Annotated in this window: 21 protein-coding genes; 11 read left to right on the forward strand and 10 right to left on the reverse strand. The window is 58.1% G+C overall.

The window, feature by feature from the left end; genetic code table 11:
• Positions 1-49 precede the first annotated feature (49 nt).
• Both HMPREF3098_RS10685 and HMPREF3098_RS10690 read right to left on the reverse strand, forming a co-directional pair.
• A complete protein-coding gene (locus HMPREF3098_RS10685) occupies positions 50-409 on the reverse strand; it encodes an FKBP-type peptidyl-prolyl cis-trans isomerase (RefSeq protein ID WP_035113227.1) in 360 nt (119 codons plus the stop codon).
• Positions 410-877: 468 nt separating this feature from the next.
• On the reverse strand, positions 878-2155 hold the full coding sequence (locus tag HMPREF3098_RS10690) for a citrate synthase (protein WP_035113226.1): 1278 nt from the start codon (positions 2153-2155) through the stop codon (positions 878-880).
• A 448-nt stretch (positions 2156-2603) separates the two neighbouring features.
• Here HMPREF3098_RS10690 and serC point away from each other — a divergent pair, with 448 nt between their 5' ends.
• The 3 genes from serC to HMPREF3098_RS10705 all read left to right on the forward strand — a co-directional run bounded on the left by serC (position 2604) and on the right by HMPREF3098_RS10705 (position 6179).
• Positions 2604-3743: a phosphoserine transaminase gene (gene serC, locus HMPREF3098_RS10695; RefSeq protein ID WP_070435128.1), complete on the forward strand. Its 1140-nt coding sequence runs from the start codon at positions 2604-2606 to the stop codon at positions 3741-3743.
• A gap of 138 nt (positions 3744-3881) precedes the next feature.
• On the forward strand, positions 3882-5174 hold the full coding sequence (gene sepH / locus HMPREF3098_RS10700; protein WP_070435129.1) for a septation protein SepH: 1293 nt from the start codon (positions 3882-3884) through the stop codon (positions 5172-5174).
• A gap of 6 nt (positions 5175-5180) precedes the next feature.
• Positions 5181-6179 (forward strand): DUF6928 family protein, encoded by a 999-nt coding sequence (locus HMPREF3098_RS10705; protein WP_070435130.1) that lies wholly within the window; start codon positions 5181-5183, stop codon positions 6177-6179.
• Here the strand turns inward: HMPREF3098_RS10705 and HMPREF3098_RS10710 are convergent.
• The 3 genes from HMPREF3098_RS10710 to HMPREF3098_RS10720 all read right to left on the reverse strand — a co-directional run bounded on the left by HMPREF3098_RS10710 (position 6139) and on the right by HMPREF3098_RS10720 (position 9448).
• Positions 6139-7053, reverse strand: coding sequence for a TrmH family RNA methyltransferase (locus HMPREF3098_RS10710; RefSeq protein ID WP_070435131.1), 915 nt, complete (start codon positions 7051-7053; stop codon positions 6139-6141). The two genes, HMPREF3098_RS10705 and HMPREF3098_RS10710, sit on opposite strands and share 41 nt — an antisense overlap.
• Positions 7054-7070: 17 nt before the next feature.
• The gene (locus HMPREF3098_RS10715) at positions 7071-8546 is read right to left on the reverse strand and encodes an NCS2 family permease (RefSeq protein ID WP_070435132.1); all 1476 of its coding nucleotides are present in this window, start codon (positions 8544-8546) and stop codon (positions 7071-7073) included.
• 140 nt (positions 8547-8686) lie between these two features.
• Entirely contained in the window at positions 8687-9448 is a 762-nt protein-coding gene (locus HMPREF3098_RS10720) for a DUF3027 domain-containing protein (RefSeq protein WP_235700657.1), read from the reverse strand.
• A 59-nt stretch (positions 9449-9507) separates the two neighbouring features.
• On the opposite strand from HMPREF3098_RS10720, the gene HMPREF3098_RS10725 reads away from it, so the two are divergent.
• Positions 9508-10518 (forward strand): glutaminyl-peptide cyclotransferase, encoded by a 1011-nt coding sequence (locus tag HMPREF3098_RS10725; protein WP_246815944.1) that lies wholly within the window; start codon positions 9508-9510, stop codon positions 10516-10518.
• 78 nt (positions 10519-10596) lie between these two features.
• Positions 10597-11259: a DUF2771 domain-containing protein gene (locus HMPREF3098_RS10730; RefSeq protein ID WP_083284498.1), complete on the forward strand. Its 663-nt coding sequence runs from the start codon at positions 10597-10599 to the stop codon at positions 11257-11259.
• A gap of 2 nt (positions 11260-11261) precedes the next feature.
• On the opposite strand, the gene HMPREF3098_RS10735 is transcribed toward HMPREF3098_RS10730, so the two are convergent.
• Positions 11262-11645, reverse strand: a complete 384-nt coding sequence (locus tag HMPREF3098_RS10735; protein WP_035113222.1) for a cold-shock protein — start codon at positions 11643-11645, stop codon at positions 11262-11264.
• A 446-nt stretch (positions 11646-12091) separates the two neighbouring features.
• On the opposite strand from HMPREF3098_RS10735, the gene HMPREF3098_RS10740 reads away from it, so the two are divergent.
• Complete coding sequence (locus HMPREF3098_RS10740) at positions 12092-12721, forward strand: resuscitation-promoting factor Rpf1 domain-containing protein (RefSeq protein ID WP_070435133.1); 630 nt, start codon at positions 12092-12094, stop codon at positions 12719-12721.
• 216 nt (positions 12722-12937) lie between these two features.
• On the opposite strand, the gene HMPREF3098_RS10745 is transcribed toward HMPREF3098_RS10740, so the two are convergent.
• A complete protein-coding gene (locus HMPREF3098_RS10745; RefSeq protein WP_035113219.1) occupies positions 12938-13126 on the reverse strand; it encodes a hypothetical protein in 189 nt (62 codons plus the stop codon).
• A 92-nt stretch (positions 13127-13218) separates the two neighbouring features.
• On the opposite strand from HMPREF3098_RS10745, the gene HMPREF3098_RS10750 reads away from it, so the two are divergent.
• The 5 genes from HMPREF3098_RS10750 to HMPREF3098_RS10770 all read left to right on the forward strand — a co-directional run bounded on the left by HMPREF3098_RS10750 (position 13219) and on the right by HMPREF3098_RS10770 (position 19456).
• A complete protein-coding gene (locus HMPREF3098_RS10750; protein ID WP_070435134.1) occupies positions 13219-15564 on the forward strand; it encodes a helicase-associated domain-containing protein in 2346 nt (781 codons plus the stop codon).
• Between the two features lie 202 nt (positions 15565-15766).
• Positions 15767-17416 (forward strand): DNA repair helicase XPB, encoded by a 1650-nt coding sequence (locus HMPREF3098_RS10755; protein WP_141739753.1) that lies wholly within the window; start codon positions 15767-15769, stop codon positions 17414-17416.
• Positions 17417-17418: 2 nt separating this feature from the next.
• Positions 17419-18069 (forward strand): DUF3239 domain-containing protein, encoded by a 651-nt coding sequence (locus HMPREF3098_RS10760; protein WP_070435135.1) that lies wholly within the window; start codon positions 17419-17421, stop codon positions 18067-18069.
• 52 nt (positions 18070-18121) lie between these two features.
• Positions 18122-18622: a MarR family winged helix-turn-helix transcriptional regulator gene (locus tag HMPREF3098_RS10765; protein WP_070435136.1), complete on the forward strand. Its 501-nt coding sequence runs from the start codon at positions 18122-18124 to the stop codon at positions 18620-18622.
• 192 nt (positions 18623-18814) lie between these two features.
• Positions 18815-19456 (forward strand): GntR family transcriptional regulator, encoded by a 642-nt coding sequence (locus HMPREF3098_RS10770; protein WP_070435137.1) that lies wholly within the window; start codon positions 18815-18817, stop codon positions 19454-19456.
• Between the two features lie 204 nt (positions 19457-19660).
• Here the strand turns inward: HMPREF3098_RS10770 and HMPREF3098_RS10775 are convergent, their stop codons facing one another.
• From HMPREF3098_RS10775 to HMPREF3098_RS10785, 3 genes are all read right to left on the reverse strand, one after another.
• Positions 19661-20662 carry a hypothetical protein gene (locus HMPREF3098_RS10775; RefSeq protein WP_246815945.1) on the reverse strand — a complete coding sequence of 334 codons (1002 nt, stop codon included), beginning with the start codon at positions 20660-20662 and terminating at the stop codon, positions 19661-19663.
• Positions 20663-20845: 183 nt separating this feature from the next.
• The gene (locus tag HMPREF3098_RS10780) at positions 20846-23464 is read right to left on the reverse strand and encodes an ABC transporter permease (RefSeq protein ID WP_070435138.1); all 2619 of its coding nucleotides are present in this window, start codon (positions 23462-23464) and stop codon (positions 20846-20848) included.
• Positions 23465-23480: 16 nt separating this feature from the next.
• The gene (locus HMPREF3098_RS10785) at positions 23481-24224 is read right to left on the reverse strand and encodes an ABC transporter ATP-binding protein (RefSeq protein WP_070435139.1); all 744 of its coding nucleotides are present in this window, start codon (positions 24222-24224) and stop codon (positions 23481-23483) included.
• Positions 24225-24902 lie beyond the last annotated feature (678 nt).

A 24902-nucleotide genomic window follows, 5' to 3' on the forward strand; every position in this document is an offset into this window, starting at 1 on the left:
CCGCCACCTTGATACCCCCCCGACGCCGATTAGATACCCCCCCGCGCGCCTAGTTGGCGTTGATCAGATCAATGATGAACACTAAGGTGCGCCCAGATAATGGGTGCCCCATACCCGCTGGACCATAAGCCTTTTCTGGCGGGATGATGAGCTTGCGACGGCCATCCACCTTCATACCCGGGATGCCTTCTTGCCAGCCCGCAATGAGGCCGCTCAGCGGGAACTCGATTGATTCCCCGCGATCCCACGAAGAATCGAATTCCTCACCGGTCTCGAAGTCAAAGCCAACGTAGTGGACCTCAACCATGCCACCTGCAACAGCCTCGGCGCCCTCGCCGACTTTGATGTCTTCAATGACAAGATCTTCGGGCGCCTTGCCGGACTGTGCCTCGTAAAGTGGCTTGCTCATGAAATTTCTCTCCTTCTTTGCGCTCGGCCGATTCCTCGCGCTATCGAATTCCGCACCATTTTAACAGCGACGCCCCCTAGCTGACAGATTTCACGCGCTCCATGGGCCCACGAATCGCCCCAATCGCACCGTCGGCTAATATGCGCGAACCCCGCGCCGACCTCGAAGTCGAGGGGCGCGGGGGGCGTCGAGTAAGAATCTAAGCGACGAGATTAAACCCGCCAGCAGAGGCTGCGGACGCACGGTCCGGAAGACGAAGATGGAGCAGATGCCCCACTCATCCCGCATGGACTCCAGCCCGCCCAGACGAGCTGTGTTCGAACCGGGTTGCTATTACCGCGTGCTCAAACCGGTCTGCAATTACAGCGTGCTCGAATCGGGTTGCTATCACAGCGTGCTCGAACCCGGTTGTTATTACAGCGTGCTCAAACCGGTCTGCTATTACCGTGCGCTCAAACCGGTTTGTTATTACAGCTTGCGCTCTGCTGGGCCGGTGTAGATCTGGCGAGGACGGTTGATCTTCGCCTTTGGATCGTTGACCTGCTCCAGGTAGTGAGCGATCCAGCCTGGCAGGCGACCCATCGCAAACAGAACCGTGAAGAAGTCCGTCGGGAAGCCCATGGCACGGTAGATCAGGCCGGTGTAGAAGTCCACATTTGGGTAAAGCTTACGGTCGATGAAGTAATCATCGGCCAGAGCGATCTCCTCGAGTTTCATAGCCAGATCCAGCAGCTCGTCGCCACCGAGGTGCTCGAGGATCTCGTGTGCGGACTCCTTGACGATGGCAGCACGCGGATCGTAGTTCTTGTACACGCGGTGACCGAAGCCCATGAGCTTCACGCCCGGCTCCTTGTTCTTCACGCGGTTCATGAAGTCGGTAGCGTCGCCACCGTTGTTCTGGATTTCCTCCAGCATCTCCAGCACAGCCTGGTTTGCGCCACCGTGCAGTGGGCCAGACAGCGCGTTGATGCCCGCGGCGATGGAAACGAACATATTGGCCTGTGCGGAACCAACCATGCGGACGGTAGAGGTGGAGCAGTTCTGCTCGTGATCAGCGTGCAGGATCAGCAGCTTGTCGAGCGCCTTGGTGACGATTGGGTCAACTTCAAAGTCTTCGGTCGGGTAACCGAACATATTGCGCAGGAAGTTCTCGCGCGCGTTCAAGCTGTTGTCTGGGTACATGTATGGCTTGCCCTTGGAAGCGCGGTATGCGTAGGCAGCCAGCATTGGAACCTTAGCCATCAGGCGGTAGGTGTTCAGCTTCTGCTTTTCCGTGTCCAGTGGGTCCAAGTCATCTTGGTAGTAGGTGGACAAAATGTTAACGGAGGAAGCCAGCACACTCATTGGGTGCGCATCGCGCGGGAAGACGCGGAAGGAGGTCTTGAAGTCCTCATCCAACAGGGTGTGGCGGCGAATGCGCTCGGAGAACTCGTCCTTCTCCTCCGGGCTAGGCAGCTCGCCGTTGATGAGGAGGTAAGAAACCTCGTTAAAGGTGCAGTTATTAGCCAGATCCGCGATGTCGTAACCGCGGTAGCGCAGGATGCCGTTAGCACCGTCAATGTAGGTGATGGCGGACTCGGTGGAACCGGTGTTCATGTAGCCCGGGTCCAGGGTAGTCATGCCGGTCTCAGCCAGCATTTTGCCCAGTGCAATACCGTCGTTGCCTTCGGTAGCGCGGACGATGTCCATTTCGTATTCTCCACCTGGGTAGTGGAGGACGGCCTTGTCCTGATTATCGGTAGCCATTGACATCCCTTTCTGAAATGTTCGCGTGCTTCGCTTTGAGCACGTACCAGTCTATAGATATATCGGCGCTCGGGCTCATGGAATACCCGCGGATTGCGGGAAGGCAATCGCGCCGGCCACTCAAAGTGGGATAACGCACAGCCTACAACCACTGTGATTCGGATGACATCACAGTGTTACCCAACTCACCCCCGCCCCCAGCGACCGTGCACGAAACAATGGCCAGACCCCTGGACACTTACCCCCACCTTGAGCCAATTTATCCCTATATTCTTACAACTTTACCCATGTTTTAGCGGGACAGCGGTCAAGCGGGATAAACTGAGGACTAGCCGTTTTAATTCATGTATTCGCATATTCCGCGCGCTCAGATGCTTCTGAAACTACATGAAAAGATATCCCCGCAGGCGGCATACAGCGTTTACCACCGACAGTAGAAAGCAGATCCATGACGACTTCCAACGAACTGCCCACAATCCCAGCGGAACTGATCCCTTCTGATGGCCGTTTCGGTTGCGGTCCGTCCAAGGTCCGCCCCGAACAGCTTGAGGCCATCGCCGACGGCGCTGCGATTATGGGCACCTCCCACCGCCAAGCGGGCGTGAAAGATGTTGTCGGTTCCGTCCGCGAGGGCCTTTCCGAACTGTTCCAACTGCCCGAAGGGTACGAAATCATCTTGTCCCTCGGTGGCGCCACCGCGTTCTGGGATGCCGCTTCCTTCGGTTTGATTCGTCAACAATCCGCTCACCTCACCTACGGCGAGTTCTCCGGCAAGTTCGCCAGCGTCTCGAAGAAGGCCCCTTGGCTGGACGAACCGCAGGTCGTCAGCGCAGAGCCCGGCACCGCCCCTTCCCCTAGCGAACTGGACGGCACCAGCGCCGATCTGGTCGCATGGGCTCACAACGAAACCTCCACGGGCGCGATGGTTCCCGTGATCCGCCCGAACACCGATGCCCTTGTAGCCATCGACGCCACCTCCGGCGCCGGCGGTCTGAACGTGGACATGAGCCAGGCCGATGTGTACTACTTCAGCCCCCAGAAGTGCTTCGCTTCCGACGGCGGCCTGTGGTTGGCTGCATTCTCCCCTGCAGCTCTGGAGCGCGTTGAGGAAATCGCCGGCCAGGACCGTTACATCCCAGCCTTCTTGGATCTGAAGACGGCCGTTGACAACTCCCGTAAGAACCAGACCTACAACACCCCAGCGGTTGGCACCCTGTTGATGCTGGACAACCAGGTGCAGTGGATGAACGCTAACGGGGGCCTGGCCGGAATGGTTCAGCGCACCACCGAATCCTCCACCGCCTTGTACAACTGGGCCGAGACCCGCCCAGAGGCCACCCCGTTCGTGCAGGATCCTGCAACCCGCTCCCTAGTTGTTGGCACCATCGACTTCGCTGAGGACGTCGATGCCGCGGCTATCGCCAAGATTCTGCGCGCGAACGGTGTTCTGGATACCGAGCCTTACCGCAAGCTGGGCCGCAACCAGCTGCGCATCGGTATGTTCCCGGCTATCGACCCCGAGGACGTCCAGAAGCTAACCAAGGCCATCGATTACATCTTGGACAACGGTTACGCCAAGAAGGCCTAACCTTCCCGGCCACTGACCCCCCCACTGGCACCCAGTTCCGCTGCGCGCTACCGACACCGCCGATAGAATTTCCGGCGGTGTCAACTCACCTTTAGCTAAAGTTGAGCCCGACATGTTTTCCATCCTAGGAGGTAACCCGTGCAAGAACTGAAGCTGATCGTCGCCGAAAGTGACGCATCTTCGCTCGTTCTGCGCGTCGCCGAACAGCAGGATTCCCACTCCCCAGCCACGTCCGATAACTCCGGCGATACCGCCAGCGATAACGTGCAGGAGTTCTTCCTACCGGTCACGGACGACCTTCGCCGAATCCTCGACGGTCATTCCTCTTCGGATGTTGACTCTGCCCCCTCGGACCTAACGGCTGTCACGTCGGCAAAACCTTCTTCTTCTGATTCCAACGACGCCTCCTCGACCCCCTCTCCTCTCAGCACTGCGTTGGGTTCACTCACGGCGACCCCGAGCTCCACGGAGGAGATCGCGTCGACTGATTCTGACACCTCCGGTGCCAGTGACGAGGCCCCTGCGTCGGATTCGAATTCCACCGACACCCCAACGAGGAACAAGGACGCGGAAGAAGAAGGCGTCGAAACAAAAAAGGTTGCTGGATTCGGCAAGTTCGGCCGCACTTCCCAACGCCCTCACCGCACGAGGATTTCCATTACCCCTCGCGCCATCCAAGATCGCGTGCGCCACGGTGCCAGCATCGAGGAACTGGCGGAGGAAGCGGATACAGATTCTTCGCGCATCGAACCGTACGCTTGGCCCATCCTGCAAGAACGCGCTCGCATCGCGGAGCTGGCCCACTCTGCACACCCCGTCAACTCCGACGGCCCTGCTAAGAACACGCTGTGGGAGGTTTTAGCAACATCGTTGGCAGCGCGTGGCGAATCGCTGTCCGAGTGTGAATGGGATGCGTACCTCAACGAGGCCAAACAGTGGATCATCACGGTGAGCTGGAATAAAGCGGCCGCCGGGCAGGTAGCAACTCACGTCGCGGAATTCCTGTTGCAGCAACAGCAACCTGGGCCCAACCTAGCCCAGCCAATTAACAGCATCGCCGGCGACTTGGTGGACCCACGATACGGCCAAGCGCCGCGGCGCGTGGCGGCTGTAACCCCACTACGGTGGAACGACGATCCGGATATGGCTGCCGGCGATCGTGTAGGTATTTACGACGAAGACCGTGATTATGACAACGATCGTGATGGTGGCCCAGCCCGCGACGGTTACGATCCCACCGGTGGTCCCAGCCCACGCCGGATGCAACCGCGTGGCGACAATTCGGACGATGCAGACGGCCACGATACTGAGGAAGGCTTCCTCATGCACCCCGATGACGACGATCGGCCAAAGCGGCGCCGTAAGGCCATCACCCCGCACTGGGAGGATGTACTGCTCGGTGTACGCACTAACCCCCGTAAAAAGAGGTAATACAACATGGCTTTGGTAACCCTGTGGTTTGTGAGTGCTGCTAATCCGGCTGCTGTCTTAGATTCAGAACCCAAAGCTGACCGCGGGTTTGCCAGGAAGTACCTGGCCCAGCTGGATCCTTCCTTACCGCTCACACACATCGGTGACTTCGACATGGTCCGTAGTGCTGCACCCGGCGTCAGCGAGTTTTACATCGGTGGCTACCCAGGGCTTTCCGTGGTGCAAACGATCATGCCCGATCTACACAAACTCTCGGACCTCCCCGAAGAATTCCGCGCCCTGGTGAACGCTCCCGAGGTGTACGCCACCGCAGTATTCGACGAGGGTTTTAAGGCGAGCGCACACACCGGAGCGAACGAGGGTCAAACCGCATCGAACGATAGGAAGACCACTTCGACAGAGGCGGAGCGCTTCCACATCACCGGTGATGTCGACGATAGGTCACTCCCCAAATACGACCCCACCTTCGGCGCTTTTGCCCACTGGTCGGCAGGCACCCTGCAACGCAGTTTCTCCGCCACCCGGCGCGAGATTTTAGAGGACATTGGACTACCAGAGCCCTTCGAATCCGAATTCTGGGCCGGCAATACCTCGGCAACCGGAATTGAATTGCCGTTTTACCCATCCCAGTTGGCGATGGCCAGCGTGGAAGGGTGGTTGGGCTTTTCCATTTGTCCGCACGATGACGATGCGGCGCAACTCCCCGTGGCAGCTTTTGCCACCGATGGGCGCCCAGAGGCCAAGTCCAGTGAATACGGCAGCAATTCCGCGGGCCGTGAGCAGCTGCGTGCGCGCGGAGCTCTAGGCGACCGCGCGCTACCTCCGGCCAGCCAAGATGTCTCCTTGCACCGCGAGGAACAGGGCTACGACGATTACGCTTCCGCGGGTGCTCCTGCCGAGCCCACGGGGCCCGAGGTTTTGCGCGAGCTATCGCAGTCAATCGCGCGCACCGCCAAGTGGGGCGCTACAGTCGCGCTGCGTAGAATCCGATCGCTGCGGCGGTAGCGACGTTCAACGAATCAGTGCCGGGGGCCATAGGGATGGCTGCACGGATATCGGCCGCGCGCATGGCGTGCTCGGTCAAACCGGGCCCCTCAGCGCCAACCATGATGGCGATACGCGCCTCACGGCCGGCCGCAGCCGCGTTGCGGCGGGCCTGCCCCACGGCCTCGGTCAGGCTCTGCTCCGTGTTGGGAGTCAACGCAATCACCGTGTAACCGCGTTCCTGCAGGGTGGATAGCGACCGCTGCCACGTGGTGGTCTTGCCCGCAAAGCGTGCAAACGGAATGCGCAATACATGCCCCATGCTCACGCGCACGCTACGCCGGTACAGTGGATCGGCCGTGGCTGCACCGAACAACACGGCATCCACGGACAACCCCGCGGCATTCCGGAACAACGCACCAATGTTTTCGTGGTCCCCCACCCCTTCCAGCACGGCCACTACTTTGGTTTCTGTACCGGAGTTTTCCACGTGGTTGAGCACCTCGTCCACACCCAGCTCTTCCACCCGATCCGCTGCCGCCACTAGGCCCCGATGCATGTCGAACCCGGCTACGCGACGTAGCACCTCACGGCTGACTTCTAGAACCTGGGGAGGGCGGGTGTGAAGGGCCGTGGGGGCGTCGGCAGAAAAGAACCCCTCAGCCCGTAACTGCCGCTCCAAAGTCGCCAACTTGGAGCCGAAGCCCACGATCGTGCGCACCGGATAACGAGAGCCCAGAAGGCGTGGAACCACAAGGTTGCCCTCCGCGATGACCAACCCCTTCCCACCGGGTAAGTCGGGGCGCGAATCCGATGAATTCAGATCCCGGATGTCGTCCAACCGGTAATCGAAAGGGTCCTCGATGAGGTGGGGCTCAAACCATGTGGAAGTCATAACAGTCGCGTGAGTTTCTAGTGCTGGATAGCACTCAGGACGGGATCGACAACGAAGTACACAACGAACAGGATTGCCACGATGTACAGCAACGGGTGGACCTTCTTAGCCTTACCGCCAACCACAGCCATGAAGACGTACGCGATAAAGCCCACGCCGATGCCGTTGGCAATGGAGTAGGTAAACGGCATGATCACGATAGTGAGGAAAGCAGGTAGGGCGATGTCGAACCGGGAAAAATCAATATCTCGGATCTGGGCCATCATCAACGCACCCACACTGACCAGAACTGGTGCGGCGGCTTCGATAGGAACGATTTCGTAGAGCGGGGTCAAGAACATTGCCAGCAGGAAAAGAAGACCCGTGACCACGTTGGCCAGGCCAGTGCGCGCGCCATCGCCGATGCCGGCTGCGGAATCCACGTACACGGTATTGGAGGAACCCGAAACGGCGCCACCCACGACAGCGCCAGCTCCCTCGACGACCAGTGCGGTACGCAGGTTCGGCAGTCGGCCTTCCTCATCGGTGAGTTTGGCTTGCTTGCCGAGGGCGGTCATGGTGCCCATCGCGTCGAAGAAGTTGGCCAGGACCAGGGTAAACAGCAACAGGGAAGCAGCCAGCACACCCACACGAGAAAACGCACCGATGAGGTCCACAGCACCGACCAAGGAAAGATCCGGCAGTCCACCGGCCGATTGTGGAAGCTCGGGGACGGCCAAGCTCCAGCCCTTCGGGTTGGGCTTTCCATCAACGAAGCTAGGGCCCGTTCCCGTCATGGCTTCCACGATGAGGGCGATGATGGTGGTGGCCACAATTCCGATGAACAACCCCCCACGGACCTGACGGACGACCAGCGCACCACAGATCAATAGACCAATAACGAACACCAAGGTCGGCCACGACGCAATGGAACCGTTAATACCCAGCCCCACGGGAACGGTGGTGCCTGCGGCATCGGGAATGCGTCGGACAAAACCAGCATCGACTAGGCCGATAAGCGCAATGAACAGGCCAATGCCCACCCCGATCGCGGCTTTCAGGGAATCTGGGATCGAGTTAAAAACGGCCTCGCGCACACCGGACAGGGCCAGAACCACAATGGCAACACCATCGAGGACCACAAGCCCCATGGCCTCTGGCCACGTCAGTCCCTCGCTGGCCACGAACGTGACCGCTACCAGCGTATTGATACCCAAGCCCGCAGCGATACCGAACGGATAGCGGGCGAACACGCCGAACAGGATCGTCATAATGCCAGCGGCCAGGGCCGTCACGGCGGCAACGCGCGAGGTTCCCAGCACATTGCCGGTGTGATCCGGGATCGTACCCAAGATGAGTGGGTTCAAGATGATGATGTACGCCATTGCGAAGAACGTCACTACACCGCCGCGAATTTCAGTGGCTACGGTGCTTCCTCGCTCTGTGATCTTAAAGTAGCGGTCTAGTCCGCTTCGGCCGGCCCCGGTAGCCGGTTCTTTCACTGCCTTTGCCATATCTGTTGAGCTACTTTCCCCTCGGGACAGCACGGGTGGAATCCACCCGACTGCTGGTCATGTCCATCATTGACGTTTCCAAAAGTGCCACTTCCCCCACCCTTTAGCAAACTGCGCAGCAGTTAACTACCTGCTGGGTCTCACCCGTTTTGCCCCCACCGATCAATCCCCGGGCCGTCGTCGAACGCTCCGTATTCCCTACGCCCCTCCCGGTAGGTTTCATCCTTGGACGCCGAATGCGCCCCACAACCGAAATCCGCCGTTACAACCTGGCCGTCTGCCGAAAACTCATTCGCGCACACCCCCAGCTCAGTCTCGGGCGCATTAAAAGGCAAGTAGAACGCACATGTTTCACACGTCATTTCGGCTTGCTGCGCGAAATCGGAACTGGGACCATTGGTGGCCTTCCAACGCGCAATGGCATCGCGCAGCCCCTTGGCGGAAAGCGTGTCCTCCGCCGCCGGATTCCGGGGAAAACCCTGATTTCCACCGTCAACAGTCTCCAGCTCCCGCCACTGCATTAATCGGTCGTCGTCTAACCGCGGTGGCAGTACATCCCCCGGGCCCAAATCCCCCGGCTGCACGCGATCTTCGTATGGCACCCATTCTGGCGCGAGTTTCGCATCCCGTCCGGCTTGCAGCGATACCTCGTTGACTGTGATCTCTCCACTGCCCGGCACACTCGCCAATACCGCTATCCACTCCCAACCGCTGTATCCAGGCACTTCACTGGCGAACCTGTGCAGGGCGGTCCCACCAGCAGTCGCTGTGGCGCCGAGGTGCTTTCCAACCTCTTCTCCCCCAATTTCCTCCAAGGCTTCCCTTGCGACTTCTTTCGCTTCCCCGGACAACAAAATCGGGTCAATGGTGCGATTCCGGCGCTTAGATCTGTGGTTACTCACCCCCCTATTATGCCCGTCGCTACTTCCCGCGGGATACCCATCCCCTCACAATGTGTTGCATGATCTACTACATGAGCTCCAACCGTCGCCGCGCGGCTCCCTCTTGGTTCCGACGCCCCTCGCCCACTCCACCCCCTCACACCCCGGCGAACACACCCAGTCACAGCACCGCGTTTTCCTACCCTTCCCGACGCCCCTCGCCCATCCGCACCCTAGTCACCATTGGGGTAGCGAGTGCACTTCTCGTCACCTCCGCGTGTGGTCCCATTCCTGGCAACGCGCCGAATAGCTCGCCGGATTCCACCGGTTCTTCCGGGCCAAACTCGACCGACGCGTCTGGACCCCCACCACAACCCGCCCGTTTGAACGTGGTGGTCAAGGGTTCCCACCCCTGGGATAAAACGTCATTCACCCAGGGCCTAGAGGTGGGTAAAGATGGAAACCTAGTGGTGGGCACTGGGCAGTACAGGCAATCCCGCATTTATCGCACCACGGTAGACGGGAAACAATCAGAATCCCAGAACTTACCTGATGAATTCTTCGGCGAGGGCATCACCATCGCTGGGGACACGGTGTGGCAACTGACGTGGAAAGAACACACTGCCATCAAACGCAGCGTCCAAGACCTGCGCGAGACCGGCCGGGTTCGCTATGACGGTGAAGGCTGGGGCCTGTGTGCACAACAGGACCGGCTGGTGATGAGCGACGGGTCAGGTACCCTGACGTTCCGCGACCCCAGCACCTTCGATAAAACCGGTGAAATTTCCGTCACCAGGAGTGGGCAAGCCACCACTATGCTCAATGAGCTGGAATGTACCCCGGACGGCTCCGTGTGGGCCAATGTATGGCAAACCAACCAGATCTATCGGATTGATCCGGCCACGGGGTTTGTGACGGGAATTGCCGATCTCACTGGAAAACTGCCTGCCGCCGACCGGCGCGGTGCCGATGTTCTCAACGGCATCGCGTTCATTCCTCAAGGTGGATCCACCGGCGAGAGGGCTTCCAGGCAACGCTTCTACCTCACAGGAAAGTGGTGGGACACGCTATACGAAGTCACTTTCTCCTAAACGGAAAAACCCCCGAAGATCACCATCACGCCTTTTGACGCTTAGGCCACGCCTGCCCTTTGAACTAGCATTGGGCGGGTGAGTGATGAGAAACGGGATTCCAGGGCAAAGGCGTTTGCGCGGGCCAGCGGGGCGTCAGGTGAAAAAGAGAACCACCACGACGACAGCGAGATCGCGGTAGCAGCCGGTGGGGGGAAAAAGCTCAGCAAGAAAGCGCGGCGCAAGCAAGAACAGCGGAAACAACTGTTGGCGTTTGCAGCGATTGTGGCCGTCGTGGCAATTGTCGCTGCAGCCATCGTGTTCTATAACCGCTGGAAGGACGGTCAGGTGGAGACTTTGCCGCAGGATCAGCGCATCGTCGCGGTTGTGGATGGCCAAGAGCAACACATCGCACCGTACTCCACGTGCGAGCTGGATGATAAGGACTGCAAGCCAGGTCAGCCGGCACCGTTGGAGCTCAAGGGGGCAAAGGAATTCACTTTGAAGATCCCGCAAGATGTAACCAACCACGACTGGTCCCTGCTGAAGATCTATAACGATCCTGGCGCGAACCAGGACAACTACTTCCGGGCAGATGAAGCCCAAGAAGTAAAGCTAAAGCTCGGTGCGGAACGCAAAAGTGCTGATGGTTCCACGCCGAGCTTGAAACTGGTTGAAGTGAGGTCAATGCTGGTGGGCCTTGATGCTGAGAAGAATCAAACTCCGGTCAATACCATTTGGAGCATTGAGATTAAGGAGTAACGCTAAGCGTCCAACTCCCGAGCAATCGTGCGCAGGATGTCCGCAATCTGCTTGGACTCCTTACGCTCTGGTCGGCGACCCGCCTGGAGGACGGGGAGCACGCGACCATCCAGCAGCGTGATTGTGTCCTGCACCATCTTGTGCAGTTCCTCGGTGCTGAACTTCCGTTGTGCGCGGCGCGGAGCCTCATCGAGGTGCGTGATACTCAGCACCTGCGGGCCGCGGCGGCCAGCGACGAACTCGTATTCCATGCGTTGGCCCTTGAACAGCTCGTCCACACCATCCGGCAGGACTTGCGAACCGACGTAAACGTCTTCATCACCAGGATTGCTCACAAAGCCATAGCCGCGATCTGCGTCGTACCACTTCACTTTTCCTGTAGGCATGGTTCACATCACCTTTAATTCGAGTTGAGCCTAGAAATAAACAGAAGTTTAAGGATACCGCATAACTCTCAAGTTTGGAATTAGGGATTCGGATACCTCGGAAGGGCATCGTGGTTTCACATCAGTCACACAATATGTGATCTTTGTCACATTACGAAAACGTAACGAAGCTACAACTTTTTGATAAACCGCTGGGTAACCCGGCTTTTGAGCACCTCCCCTCGGTCGACACCATCAAATCTAGTTTTGATAAAAACGTGACTCAATCGTGACAAACCAGTAGCGTAACGGGCATGCCAAAGGGCAGGGGTCAACCGGACCTCCATTTGGACGCCAGCCTTCGGGCCGGTTACTGCCCCAGATCGAGAAACGAAACGAACGGTTCAGCTCCACACAATCCTCGCGACGTGGATCTAGCCAGAACCCGAAGGGAAACTGACGAATACATGGGACGCCACACTAAGCGCAACACGTTCTCTACCGCCGCTCGCCTGACCGTAGCCAGCATGGCTGTAGTTGGCGCATCTGCCGCAATCACCCCTGCAGCCTCCGCAGCCCCCGATTCCGACTGGGATCGCCTAGCTCAGTGTGAGGCCGGCGGCAACTGGCACATCAACACCGGCAACGGTTTTCACGGTGGCCTGCAGTTCTCTCCTAGCACGTGGAACGCTTATGGTGGCCAGAAGTACGCACCATACGCATACCAGGCAACCCGCGAGCAGCAGATCGCCGTCGCTGAAAAGGTTTTGGCAGGTCAGGGCTGGGGCGCATGGCCAGCGTGCTCCGCAAAGCTGGGCTTGAACTCCGCACCGACGCCCCGCACCGTTGCCCCAAAGGCTAAGGCTGCACCAAAGCCTGCTCCCGCTCCAGCGGTAAAGCAGGCCGTTCGTGACCTAGCCGCCCAGAAGAACACCCTGGCAGTGGACGCTGTATGGGAAAACATCGTCGACCGCATCGAAGCTGCGGGCTACTCCGTACCTCCGCAGTTGAACCACTTCTACAAGGCTCACCGTCACCAGCTCAACGCTTTCTACAAGGCGAACAAGGGTGCTGTGCACGCCATTCTGCCACGCTAGACACGCTAGGTCTTAGCCTGACCGTACCGAGTGGCCCCGTGGTAAGTCACCCCTGACCAACCACGGGTCCCCACCCCGGGGCCGCACCCCGCTCCCGTTCACGCTGCACTGGCTAGGCAGAACCTGACCTGGCGAAATGCTCAAGGCCCGCTACCATCGCAAAGATGGAAGCGGGCCTTAGCCGTCGCTAACGCGAACCCCAAAGAAGGAGGGCAGTTAGCGGTTAATCACCGTGTGAGGGTGAACGTAGGAAAGGGTGGAGGGATCCAGTGGGAACTCCAGATCACCGTACGGGCTCAGAGCACCGGCAGAGAAAGCTACCAGCTCAGTTACTGCGTGTTGACCTTCTGGGATGTCAGACGGCCAGCCAGCGTCTACATACCCTTTTTTGTTTACGTTAGCCATAGGCTCATCATTCCACATCCAGCCCAAAAACACACCCCACCCAGCCAAACTAAATACCTTGTTCTACCCCCTATAGGTAGAATTAGGCAGTTATGACTGTCGGCTTTCCTACCTTCACTGAATGGCTCGCGGGACACACGGATCAAGACCTCGCTGCGATCCGCCCCACGGCGCTTCACGACGTGACGGATGTGGCTTCGTTGCGATCCATCGACCTTCTCCTGCTCCACGCTGCTACCGAACTGGATGCCACCACGTACCCCGTGACCGTTCAGGACGTCATCGAGACCGCAGACGAGCTACTGAACATCGCCGGCACCCCACTTTCCCGCCAACCCCACCACGATGACCTCATCGTCGCTCTTCACAAACTGGCTGCACATGGCTTCATCTACGGCCCGGGGTGGCGACTAAACCCAGGGCAGTTTCTGGACCACACTCCCGAGGAAGCTCCATGCACCCGGCAGCTCAAGATCGCGCCCACCGTGGCGTCGTACTTCGATCCCGCGACAAGTGAAGCGTGGGCGCTCGCCGACCACCACCGCAGCACCATCCCCACGGCAGATATTCCTACCGCGGTGGATAATCTCCCTGCCCGACAGCGCCGTCTACTGCAAACGCTGCATGCCAGCGGTGGTGTGGGGCACTCCGCATCCGTGGGACCAGACGGTGATCCCTCCGCTCCTCTTCCGACGATGGTGCGCAACGGGTTACTCGATCAGCTGGACGATACGACCGTCCGCCTGACTGGCCGGATCGCGCAGTACCTGGAAAACACAATCATCAGTTCGCCCGGCGGAGATTTCCTGCCCACCGGATGCCCCCATTACGCGCTGCCTCGCCCGAGCGCTGCGGGGCAGCTTCCCGGGGACGAACAACCTGCCCGAAACGAACAACCTGCTGGGAAAGACAGTTCTTCCCAGAACACCACCGCGAGTGCAGTAGCGAACGCCATCCAGACCATCTTGGAGCTCACCGATCTGCTGGTCGACCTGCGCCAACACCCGATCGAGCCCCTCACCGACGGTGGGATTGGTTTGCGCAATCTGGCTAAATCCGCCAAGCGCCTGCGGATCGCGGAGGCAGACCTCACGTCACGACTCACTCTAGCTATTGAAACCGGCCTGGTGGCTACGGGCTACCTGGCGCCGTCCAACGAGGAATTCCCCAGCCCCCACTGGGGTATCACTGCCTCTGGCCAACAGTTCCTCGACAGCTCCCTGGCCGATCAATGGGCGCAGTTGCTCCTGGCGTGGTCGCGCAGCGCATATGCGCCGTGGAATATCGCCCACGCGAACGCGCGAGCCTTTGAACCCCAGCTCTTCGTTCTCGCCGCCACCCGCGCACGTCAGTGCTTTTCTTTTTGTTTCTCGACGCCCTCCTCTTCCCCCTCCCCGCAATCACCAGGGCCCTTGTCCCCAGAGCAGACGATGTGGCGGGTCAACCCCGCTGTTGCTCATACAGCCACGTCGGAAATGTGGCGCGACCTCTTTTCCGAGGCCCGCAGCTTAGGGTTGGTCGTGGGTGATGATCCCGCTATCAGCGCCTTCCGGCTTGCGGACGTGCTTTCCACCCCGGCCGGTACCGATCCCACCGTGTTGTTTACCACGCTCAGCACGAGCCTGGCCGATCTAATGCCTGCACCGGTTTCATACCTCATTATTCAAAGCGACCACACGATCATGGCTCCCGGATTGTTGAGCCCACAACACGCTGCCCGGCTACGCAGCATCGCCGTTCAAGAATCCAGCGGGATGGCCAGCGTGTGGCGTGTCACCACCCAGGCGATCCTCGGCGCGTACGCCGAAGGAGTGACCTACACGGAGTTGAAGGAATTCCTGACAGAGATGACCCCCGGCGGCTGGTCCGCAGTACCCCAATCATTGCAGTACACCATCGCGGATGCGCAACGGTTGCATAACAACGCAGCCGAAAGCCACGTACCGTTGCACAATCAAACACCGAAGTACATCGTGGCGTCCATCACCCACCCGATCCCGGCCGAGGATGAAGAAAATTTTTGGCACGGGGAATGGGAAACCATCTTGAGCGCAGTGGAAAACCAGCGCCGAATGGATGCTGCGGAAGAGGTGGGCAGCGGGGCGTCGGATAAAGAAACAAAACAACCACAACAGCAAACGGCGGGGCCAGCCGCGGAGCAAGAAGCAAAAACGGCAGCGAAGGGCGAGCTTAGCCAGCCGCTACCCTCACAATTCCATACGGTGCGCGAGATCAAGCAAGCCCTACGCCAAGCGCTGAAAATGGGACAGCCGGTCAGTGTGCGGTTTGTACAGCCAAACGGCGAGGCCGTGGAGGAAGTCATCGACGTAGTGATGGCGGAGCCCGCCCGGGTTATGGGTGTGACTGTGGCCGATCGGGCGCCTGTGCAGATCAATATCAGCCAGATTGAATGGGTTCGCCCGCAGGCGCTGCCCTGAGTGCGGGAATGCACGATACAATTGTGTGTTTGAACTGATACGCGCCTACGAAGTTCCTCGTGGGTCGGCCCGGTATAACTCGTTTTGACCTGATACGTGCCCCCACAAAGACCTTCGCGCGATGCACTACGGCGTACCGCGGCGTACCACGGCGCACACAGACGATGGTGTGCTCACATGACTGGAAATGGAGATGATCGGCTTGCCTCTTGGCGATGGCCCCCTGATCGTTCAATCCGATAAAACTGTACTGCTGGAGATCGATCACCCGGCAGCTGGCGACGCGCGCAATGCTTTGGCTCCATTTGCCGAACTAGAGCGCGCTCCCGAACACGTGCACACCTACCGCATCACTCCCCTGGCTCTGTGGAACGCCCGCGCAGCAGGCCACGATGCCGAACAGGTAGTTGATGTGCTGGAGCGATACTCTCGTTTCCCCGTTCCGCAGCCACTATTGATTGATATCGCGGAAACAATGGACCGCTACGGGCGACTGACCTTGGCGAAGCACCCCGCGCATGGGTTAGTTCTAGAATCCAAAGATCCGGCCGTGCTCGCCGAAATCCAGCGGCACCGGAAGATCAAGCCGATGCTGGGGCAAAGCATCGACGCGGACACCGTGGTGGTGCACCCATCCGAACGCGGACGCTTGAAACAAGAGCTGTTGAAGGTCGGGTGGCCGGCTGAGGACGTGGCCGGCTACGTGGACGGTGAAGCACATTCGATTTCGCTATCGCAGGAACACGAACAGTGGCAGTTGCGCGACTACCAAGATATGGCGGCGGACAGCTTTTGGGAAGGCGGTTCCGGTGTGGTCGTCCTACCCTGTGGGGCCGGTAAAACCATGGTGGGGGCAGCTGCGATGGCGAAGGCCAAAGCCACCACCCTGATTTTGGTAACAAACACCGTCGCGGGCAGGCAGTGGCGCGATGAGCTGATCCGCCGCACAACTCTGACGGAGGAAGAAATCGGCGAGTATTCGGGCGAGAAGAAAGAAATCCGCCCGGTCACCATCGCTACCTACCAGGTGATTACGCGCAAGACCAAGGGCGAGTTTAAAGCCCTCGAGGTTTTTGATTCCCGTGACTGGGGCTTGATCATTTACGACGAGGTCCACCTACTACCCGCCCCGGTTTTCCGCATGACCAGTGACCTGCAATCCCGGCGCCGGCTGGGGTTAACCGCCACGCTGGTACGCGAGGATGGGCGCGAGGGTGATGTGTTCAGCCTGATTGGGCCGAAGCGTTACGACGCGCCATGGAAGGACATCGAAGCCCAAGGTTGGATCGCCCCGGCTGACTGTACCGAAGTGCGCATCCAGCTCGATGATGACGAGCGAATGGCCTATGCCGTGGCCGAGCAATCCGATAAGTACCGGCTGGCAGCAACCTCACCGAAGAAGAACACGGTGGTGCGCCGCATTTTGGAACTTCACCCCGATGAGCCCACGCTGATCATTGGTGCGTACTTGGACCAGCTAGAGGAAATCGCCGAAAAATTCGATGTCCCGGTCATTGACGGTCGCACGGGCACAGCGAAGCGCGAAAAACTGTACCAACAGTTCCGCGATGGGGAGATTCGGGTGCTAGCGGTCAGTAAGGTGGCCAACTTCTCCGTTGACCTACCGGGCGCGTCCGTGGCGATCCAAGTTTCGGGGACGTTCGGTTCTCGGCAGGAAGAAGCGCAGCGTTTGGGCCGTATCTTGCGACCCAAACCCGATGGCGGCGGGGCCTTCTTCTATTCCGTGGTTACCCGTGACACACTAGATGCGGATTATGCGGCCCATCGCCAGCGTTTTCTAGCCGAGCAAGGGTACGGCTACCGCATCATGGATTCTGAGGACTTGTATTAATCATGACTAATTTCCGTTTTAACGTCGAAGAGGGCTACGCCCGCAAGCACAATGAGTTCTTCCGTGATGCGAAGCGCGCGCAAATCTCCGCTGCCCTTTTAGCGCTCATTCTCGTCATCATCATCGGCGTGGTTTTCGCCATCAAAGGGGTGGTGCTCATCAGTATCGCGGCAGCGATCATCCTGGGTGTTTTCGCTCTGCTCAGCCTGGCACTCATCCCTGTCTTGCCTAAAAAGATGGGCACCCCGCAGGAGTATTACGATGCCTACCACTTGGTCCCTGCCGTTATCGCAGAGGTGAACGCTCGGGATATTTTCCTTCTTGCTTATGTCGACGCCGCCGCGGAACCCGAGGCTCGCGGTACCCAGCCGGCACTAGCGGGTCGCGTTGTAACGAGCGTGCCGGGCGTGCGGCGCGAAGTTGGCGCGCGTGTGCCATCGATGGCTGTGTTGGGCAATCGTTCTTTCCGCAGTCAACACACATACGAAGAGATTTCCCCGATGCCTGTCGCGTGGGGCACCTCTGATCAAGAAGTGTGGCGCAAGGCGGAACAGGCCATTCCAGAACGCGATTGGAAGAAGATCGAGAAGGGAATCGAGCGCCTGGCCGAGGTGAAGAAAACGAAGCGAAACCTTTTGCTTCTAAATAAGTAATTATCTAGAGGTTTGTTACGCTCCTGAAAATGTGCCGCGGTATGATGCATTTGTGGCTGAAAATCAAGATCGTTCAAAGGCTTCTGGAACCTCCCCCGCCTCGGAGAACCACTCTGACGAGGACCTGGCAGTCCTCACACGCGATAGCGTTCGCAAAGGTGTGCACATGATGCGCATCCTGCATGGCAACGCCGAACTGACGATCAACCAAACAAGTACCCTTAATCAGCTCAAAGAGGGCCCGCGACCCATGGCGTTGATGGCACGTTTATCGGGCGTGAGCCAACCCTCGATGAGCCAACACGCTTCCTCTCTTGAGACCCTGGGGTACATCACGCGTTCCCGTGCGCCGGAAGACGGCCGGGCTGTAATTCTAAGTATTACCGATGCAGGCCGAGAGGCAGTTGACCGAGCCAACACAACCCGCAATTCCACGCTGCTGGAATTGCTCCGTGAGCTCACGGATGATGAGCGCGCGCGATTGTTCGACGGTTTGCAGATCCTAGAACGCATCTCCGAAAAGGCCATTCTGGATTCCACGGGACAAAGTTAATTACATACGAACTTCGTCCTTAAAATACCGGTAACCAGCCTTGATAGAAAGCACTTACTGGTTTTCCTTCAACGATGGGTACCTTTATTAGTTCTTTATTCATCACTAATGAAGGTAAATGCGCGATCGCTGTGTAATTCAAGTAGTCGCGTTGTTTAACAACTTTAGAAACCATTAAGTAAGCTGTACTTTATGCGTTCAACCGAAGTGACCTCCGACATCCGTCGAGCGATTGCCTCCGGCCGCTTCACCCCTGGTGAAAAACTCAACGAGTTGGCCCTAGCTAAGCAGTTAGAAGTTTCTCGCAACACCCTGCGCGAGAGTTTCGCCACCTTATGCGCCCAGGGGTTACTTGAACGCATCCCGAACCGCGGGGTCTTCATCGCATCCCCCACGCTAGAAGAGGCCCGCGATTTCTACACTGCCCGTGCACACGTCGAAACTGCTGCACTCATGTGGGGTGAGCACCTTGATGTTGCTGAACTCGAAGGCTACGTCTCCCAGGCAGAGCGCTGTTTGCGCATTGGTGACGACTTCGGTGTGGCGACAGAATCGCAGAACTTTCACCGCGCAGTCGTGCGTGCCTCCGGTAGCGAACAACTCGATGAAGCTATGGACGAGATCCTTGCCAAAATGCGGCTATCCATCATCGTGATCAGCAAGACGAAGGTGGATGAATTCCAGGCACCTTATGTCTCTGAGTATCGCAGGATTGTCGACCTCCTTGAAAAGGGCGATCGCGCGGCAGCAGCCGAGCTCCTGCGGGATACCCTCATCCGCACACGCGATTGCCTCGACGAGTCCTACACCAGCGATTTCCAGCTGCGCGCCTAACGCGCCCCTCGGTCAATAAACCCCTCGGCTAGTTCGACCTTCGATTAGCGCAGCCTTCGATTAACCCCGCGATTGGTTCGGCCCTTGATTAACCCCGCGGTTAGTGCACCCCGCGATTGGTTCGGCCCTCGATTAGTGCGGCCCTTGATTAACCCCGCGATTAGTGCACCCCGCGATTGGTTCGGCCCTCAATTAACCTCTCAGTTAGTTCGGCCCTCGGAGCCACGTCGCGGCCTTTGCCACCCGCTCGCGCCACACCGCTGGCGCTGCAATCAGGTGTTCAGATTCGTTAAGATCGTATTCCACTTCTGCATCCGTCGCATCGAAATATGCCCGCACATTGGCCTCACTATCGGCGCGGGAATCTTGGCTAGCTAGGGATACATATACCGACGCCCCACGCAGTAACCGGGCGAAGCCCTCACTGGGAACGCGGGGCGTCATGAAAAGGAAGCGATCAAAGCGCTCTGCGGCGGTAGCGGCGGCCAAGATACCGGAGCCGAAGGAAACGAGAGCTGGGGCCTCCCCCGTGCAGCCAAGCGCATCTGCGGAATCCAAGATGGTGTTCGCGGCTTCTTCCACGGCACGCTGGGCGGGTTCCCACGACCAGCCATTATTCCCAGGCAGGGGGAAAGTAAGATCCACGATGGTTGTGCCTGATTGCTCCGCGATAGCCGCGAAAAGTGGCATCCACAGGAAGTCGTGGCTGGCGCCATCACCAAACCACCCCGGGCCGCCGTGCAAGCTGATTGCTAGCTGCCCCGTGGGGTTGCTGGGTTTAATCACTTGCGCTCGAATGCCTTCGGGCAAGGCGGGCAATTCCGGAGTAATGTGGGCCCACTCGCTCACCTGAGTCTCGGGTTTGAGCTGCGCAACATGTGGCATGCGATGGTCAAGGCCAGCACCGAGAACGAGCAGACTAGCGTGCGTTAACAGGTCTGGGAACCTCGCCCAGAGCGACTCCGTCGCAGCGATCAGATCCGGTGGAACGGCACCACCCTGATCTCGGTATTGGGCCCCCTCGTCTGCTATTAGCGAGTGGAAAAGCTCCGGGTAGTTATCCTCGAAGTAATCGGACAACTGCGAAACCTGCTCCGCTGGAGTAAGGGGTTGCACTCCTTGCTGGATATCCCCAGGATTCGACGGCAAGTTGAGGATATCGGAGTTGGGGGTTTGCGTGGTCTCCATGCGCTGATCTGCACTCATGAGGACCATTGTAGTGCCCGGCTCTGCGCTACCCCGTCAGGCTAACCCCAACCCTCTTGTAACCTAGTCGTTCCTCAGCGACTGCCCGGTGCGGAGCTGGCCAAGCCCGTGCTGAGCGGGTGGGGTCAAGCCGAACCGGGGTTAGTGGGGTCAAGCCGAACCGGGGCGAGTGGGGTTAAAATCTTACTCTGTAATGGCTTCCAGAGGCGCCGTGCGTGCCGCCTTGTGTGCTGGCCACAACGCAGCTATTGCTCCGACTACCGCAGAACCCACCATCATTGCTGCTACTTGTCCCCACGGAACTGCAATGTCATTCAGTCCTGTTCCTTGCAGCACCTTGATGAAGCACCACCCTAATCCGAGGCCAACAAGAACACCAACCAGTGCGCCATAGATTGCGATCTGGATGGCTTCTAGGGTGATCATCCGACGGACTTGCCCCCGGAAAGTACCAACGGCCCTGAGCATTCCGATCTCTTGGCGACGCTCGATGACATTTAGTGCCAAGGTATTGATGATTCCCAGAACCGCCACGATAATGGCCAGTGCCAACAGGGCGTACAAGGTATTCAGCATTCCATTAACCAATTGGGCACTTTGGCCCGCCATTTCTTGCGGTGTTAAAACCTGAAAGATGATGTGCTTCTTGAGCGAATCGCCCAAGTTGGTTTGTAGCTCCTCGACTGACGTACCATCGGCAGCATTCACCAGCACCATGACGATGGGGATCTTTCCTGCAAATGGAGCTAGTACCGAGTCATTTTTCATGACCGAATCCACCACATTCTGACTAATCACTTCTTGACCCAGAATTTGGTTTGACTCGTAGGTACCCTTCAGCGTGACAGTGGCAATGGGCTTGCCCTTAATCTGATCCGGCAGCTTCGAGTCCATGCCACCTCCCGGAACACTGGCAACGCCAAGTTTGATTTTGTCGCCAATCTCCCAACCATTCGCCGCAGCGTAGTCTTTGTCGGCGATCATTCCATCATCCCCCAGGTCCAACGTTCCGCTCGCGACCGTCGTCTTCACTCCATCCTGTACAGGACCGTCCAATGCAATCACCGACGCGCCCTCCTTCTTCGTATCGAGAGCCTCAAGCGGTGCTACACGCAAGGCGGTGGCACGTCCCACCCCTGAAGTTTTCTTCACGTCCTGGAGTGCGGGCTGCGTGACAGTGAATGCTCCCTGTGAATCACCTGCAACCACAAGGTCTGCGCTGATATTGCTTTCCAATACCCCACGAATTGAAGCTTTCATGGACGCTCCCAGCATTCCGAAAGAGGCAACAAGGGCAATTCCTAGTGTCAATGCGAATGCAGTCGCGGCTGTCCGTCGTGGATTTCGCTGCGAATTCGTCGATGCAAGGCGCCCTACAGCACCAAACGGCGCACCGATTACTCGGCCCAATCCCGGCACGATGACGCGCGACAGTGCGGGAGAAACTAGGAACGTCCCCAGGATGATGAGGAAGGCACCTAGACCGACAACGATGGCCCGGGGTTTCGTGTCCGCACCTGTCCAGGCAAACGCGGAGAATATCGCGGCAGCAGCACCACCAGCTAGGAGAACCACACCCGCGATCGTTCGCACTGTCAGTGAACTTGCCGAAGACCGGTCTCCAGAGCGCATTGCCTCGACAGGGTGCACGCGGCCCGCTCGGCGGGCCGGTGCCCACGCGCTGGCGATAGTAACGACCAACCCAAGGAGCAGTGGAATCAGGATGGCTTGGGGCGTCAAAGTTAATCCTGACGTAGGCAACCCAAAGCCAAGACCGTCCATTATGGCGTAAATAGCCTTCACGATTCCCACTCCGGCGGCAACCCCCAAGAGCGAGCCGACGATCCCAACCAAGATGGCTTCTAGGATGACCGAGGTAGTTAGTTGGCCTTGGGACATGCCCAGCGAGCGCAACAGCGCAAACTCCCGCATGCGTTGGGCGACAATCATCGAGAACGTGTTAGCAATAATGAACGTTCCCACCAATAGGGCGACCAATCCAAAGGCGACGAGGAAGAAGTTAACGAACTGCAATCCCTCTCTAATCTGCTGTGACTGTCGGTCCGCGACCGTACTTCCCTCCTCTACCTTGGCATTCGGGAATTCTTTCGCCAGCGTTTGGCTTAGCTGGGCAGGGTCCGCACCGGGAGCACCTTTAACAAAATAGCCTTGTTTCAAGTAGCCGTTGGTGAAGTTGTCGATAAAAGCTTTCTCGTCCATGACCGCCCCAGCGAAACCCCCGAGCTCCATGTCGAGAGTGTACAAACCACTAACGGTCACATCCAACCGTTGGCCGTCGGGTGTAAAAACGGACATTTTATCGCCTGCGTGCACGTTGCTCTTTTCAGCCGCAGTCTGGTTGAGCATCACTTCTTTAGCACCCACAGGAGCTTCGCCCGACACTATGTTCAACGGTGGGCCTACAACGTCATCAGGCCCATAAAAGGCCATTACAACGGAAGGCGCTCCGCCTGTTTTGATGACCTGGTCGTCTTTGTCAGCAAGAAGAGCCGTTACCTGGTCTGAGACATTTACCTTCTCAACTCCGGGGTGGTTTTTCAGTTTAGATTGCAGATCGTCAGAGACCTTAAAAGGGTGCCCGGGTTTGGGTTGGACAGCTACATCGACGTCGCTAAAACTACTTCGAACAATGCCGTCAAAGGACCGTTGTAAGGCATCGGTGAACATAAAGGAACCAGCGATGAACCCAGTGCCGAGAACGACGGACAAAATGGTCAAGATGAAACGGATCTTGTTTGCCAAAACGCTGCGCACGGAAATGCGCCATAAACTCTTATTCATTTGAAGCGCCTTCTGATTACAGGTCTTGAATCTTTGCCATGGTCGACAAAATTGATTCTGCCGGTGGTTGTTGCAGGTCTTCGACGATTTGTCCGTCAGCGAGGAAAATTACCCGGTCTGCAAACGAAGCCGCCCGTGGGTCATGGGTAACAATGACGACCGTTTGACCGTCGCTATCCACCGCCGTGCGGAGGATGTTGAGAACTTCTGTTGAACTGTTGGAATCGAGGTTGCCCGTCGGTTCATCACCAAAAACAATGTGGGGCTTGGAAACCAATGCACGTGCACAAGCCACCCGCTGTTGCTGACCACCGGAAAGCTCTGACGGGCGGTGGTTTAGGCGCTCGGACAAACCCAGCCGCTTAGTAACCTCGTCGAACCATGCTTCGTCGATGGACCGACCAGCAATATCACTAGGCAGTGTAATATTTTCTTTCGCGGTGAGAGTCGGTACAAGGTTGAAAGACTGAAATATGAATCCCAGGTGATCGCGCCGAAGGGCGGTGATCTCCTTATCTTTCATCGAAGAGATTTCAGTATCTCCAATGAAGCAATTCCCGCTGGTGATCGAGTCCAACCCCGCCAAGCAATGCATGAGAGTTGACTTTCCGGAACCAGACGGACCCATAATTGCGGTGAGCCTGCCCGTTTCAAATTCAACATTGACGCCGCGTAGTGCTCGAACTGCGGTATCTCCCTGTCCATACTTCTTTTCCACATTGATTGCGCGAGCTGCAACCGAGTGTGTACCGATCGACATTGCTGTCTCCCTCGATTATGTAGTGATTGAGCCATTAGGAGCGACCATTCGTCGCCCTTACAACTCAAACCCTAGTTGGTGTAGTACCCGCAGAGCATCAGGGAAATCCCCGAAACTCACCCCGAAAAAACACTGGCCTGCCCCCATAACCCGGGAGATCCCCACCGCCATTCCTTGCGGAGCCGAAACGAATCGTACGGACCCGAGAATCAACACAAACCCGGAGCAAAAGAGGCAACCCCCAGCATCAACGGGCACCCGGAACAAACCTGACGAACCCCGAGCATCAGCGCGCACCCGAAAGCGAACCCCGTCATCAAGGCAAACCCGAAAGCAAACCAGACGGACCACGGCCGCATGACATGCGGGTATGGATTCCCGTCTTTCACACAACAACGACCCACCCCGCCACCCCCGCGGGCATAAACAAGTGTGATGATACGAAACTGGGAACGATCGACGCCACAAACCCCACCCCACCAGCACACACGCGCGAAAAAGTGTGAAGATACGGCACCGCCAACGATCTACCCCACACACCCCGCCCCACCAGCACACACGCGCGCGAAAGAGTGTGATGATACGAAACTGGGAACGACCTTAGCCACGAACCCCGCCACCCCCGCCAGCACCGGCGGGGTATAAAAAAAGTGTGTGATGATACGGGGCATGCCACCA

The organism is Corynebacterium sp. HMSC28B08 (assembly GCF_001806865.1).
GTDB lineage: Bacteria > Actinomycetota > Actinomycetes > Mycobacteriales > Mycobacteriaceae > Corynebacterium > Corynebacterium auriscanis.

What these genes read in the sequence shown, in the direction of transcription:
- HMPREF3098_RS10750 (WP_070435134.1), top strand. Translation starts at nt 13,219, where the DNA reads ATGACTGTCGGCTTTCCTACCTTCACTGAATGGCTCGCGGGACACACG.
- HMPREF3098_RS10770 (WP_070435137.1), top strand. Translation starts at nt 18,815, where the DNA reads ATGCGTTCAACCGAAGTGACCTCCGACATCCGTCGAGCGATTGCCTCC.
- HMPREF3098_RS10775 (WP_246815945.1), bottom strand. Translation starts at nt 20,662, where the DNA reads ATGAGTGCAGATCAGCGCATGGAGACCACGCAAACCCCCAACTCCGAT.
- HMPREF3098_RS10760 (WP_070435135.1), top strand. Translation starts at nt 17,419, where the DNA reads ATGACTAATTTCCGTTTTAACGTCGAAGAGGGCTACGCCCGCAAGCAC.
- HMPREF3098_RS10740 (WP_070435133.1), top strand. Translation starts at nt 12,092, where the DNA reads ATGGGACGCCACACTAAGCGCAACACGTTCTCTACCGCCGCTCGCCTG.
- HMPREF3098_RS10725 (WP_246815944.1), top strand. Translation starts at nt 9,508, where the DNA reads ATGATCTACTACATGAGCTCCAACCGTCGCCGCGCGGCTCCCTCTTGG.
- HMPREF3098_RS10705 (WP_070435130.1), top strand. Translation starts at nt 5,181, where the DNA reads ATGGCTTTGGTAACCCTGTGGTTTGTGAGTGCTGCTAATCCGGCTGCT.
- HMPREF3098_RS10690 (WP_035113226.1), bottom strand. Translation starts at nt 2,155, where the DNA reads ATGGCTACCGATAATCAGGACAAGGCCGTCCTCCACTACCCAGGTGGA.
- HMPREF3098_RS10745 (WP_035113219.1), bottom strand. Translation starts at nt 13,126, where the DNA reads ATGGCTAACGTAAACAAAAAAGGGTATGTAGACGCTGGCTGGCCGTCT.
- HMPREF3098_RS10785 (WP_070435139.1), bottom strand. Translation starts at nt 24,224, where the DNA reads ATGTCGATCGGTACACACTCGGTTGCAGCTCGCGCAATCAATGTGGAA.
- HMPREF3098_RS10735 (WP_035113222.1), bottom strand. Translation starts at nt 11,645, where the DNA reads ATGCCTACAGGAAAAGTGAAGTGGTACGACGCAGATCGCGGCTATGGC.
- HMPREF3098_RS10780 (WP_070435138.1), bottom strand. Translation starts at nt 23,464, where the DNA reads ATGAATAAGAGTTTATGGCGCATTTCCGTGCGCAGCGTTTTGGCAAAC.
- HMPREF3098_RS10710 (WP_070435131.1), bottom strand. Translation starts at nt 7,053, where the DNA reads ATGACTTCCACATGGTTTGAGCCCCACCTCATCGAGGACCCTTTCGAT.
- HMPREF3098_RS10685 (WP_035113227.1), bottom strand. Translation starts at nt 409, where the DNA reads ATGAGCAAGCCACTTTACGAGGCACAGTCCGGCAAGGCGCCCGAAGAT.
- serC (WP_070435128.1), top strand. Translation starts at nt 2,604, where the DNA reads ATGACGACTTCCAACGAACTGCCCACAATCCCAGCGGAACTGATCCCT.
- HMPREF3098_RS10715 (WP_070435132.1), bottom strand. Translation starts at nt 8,546, where the DNA reads ATGGCAAAGGCAGTGAAAGAACCGGCTACCGGGGCCGGCCGAAGCGGA.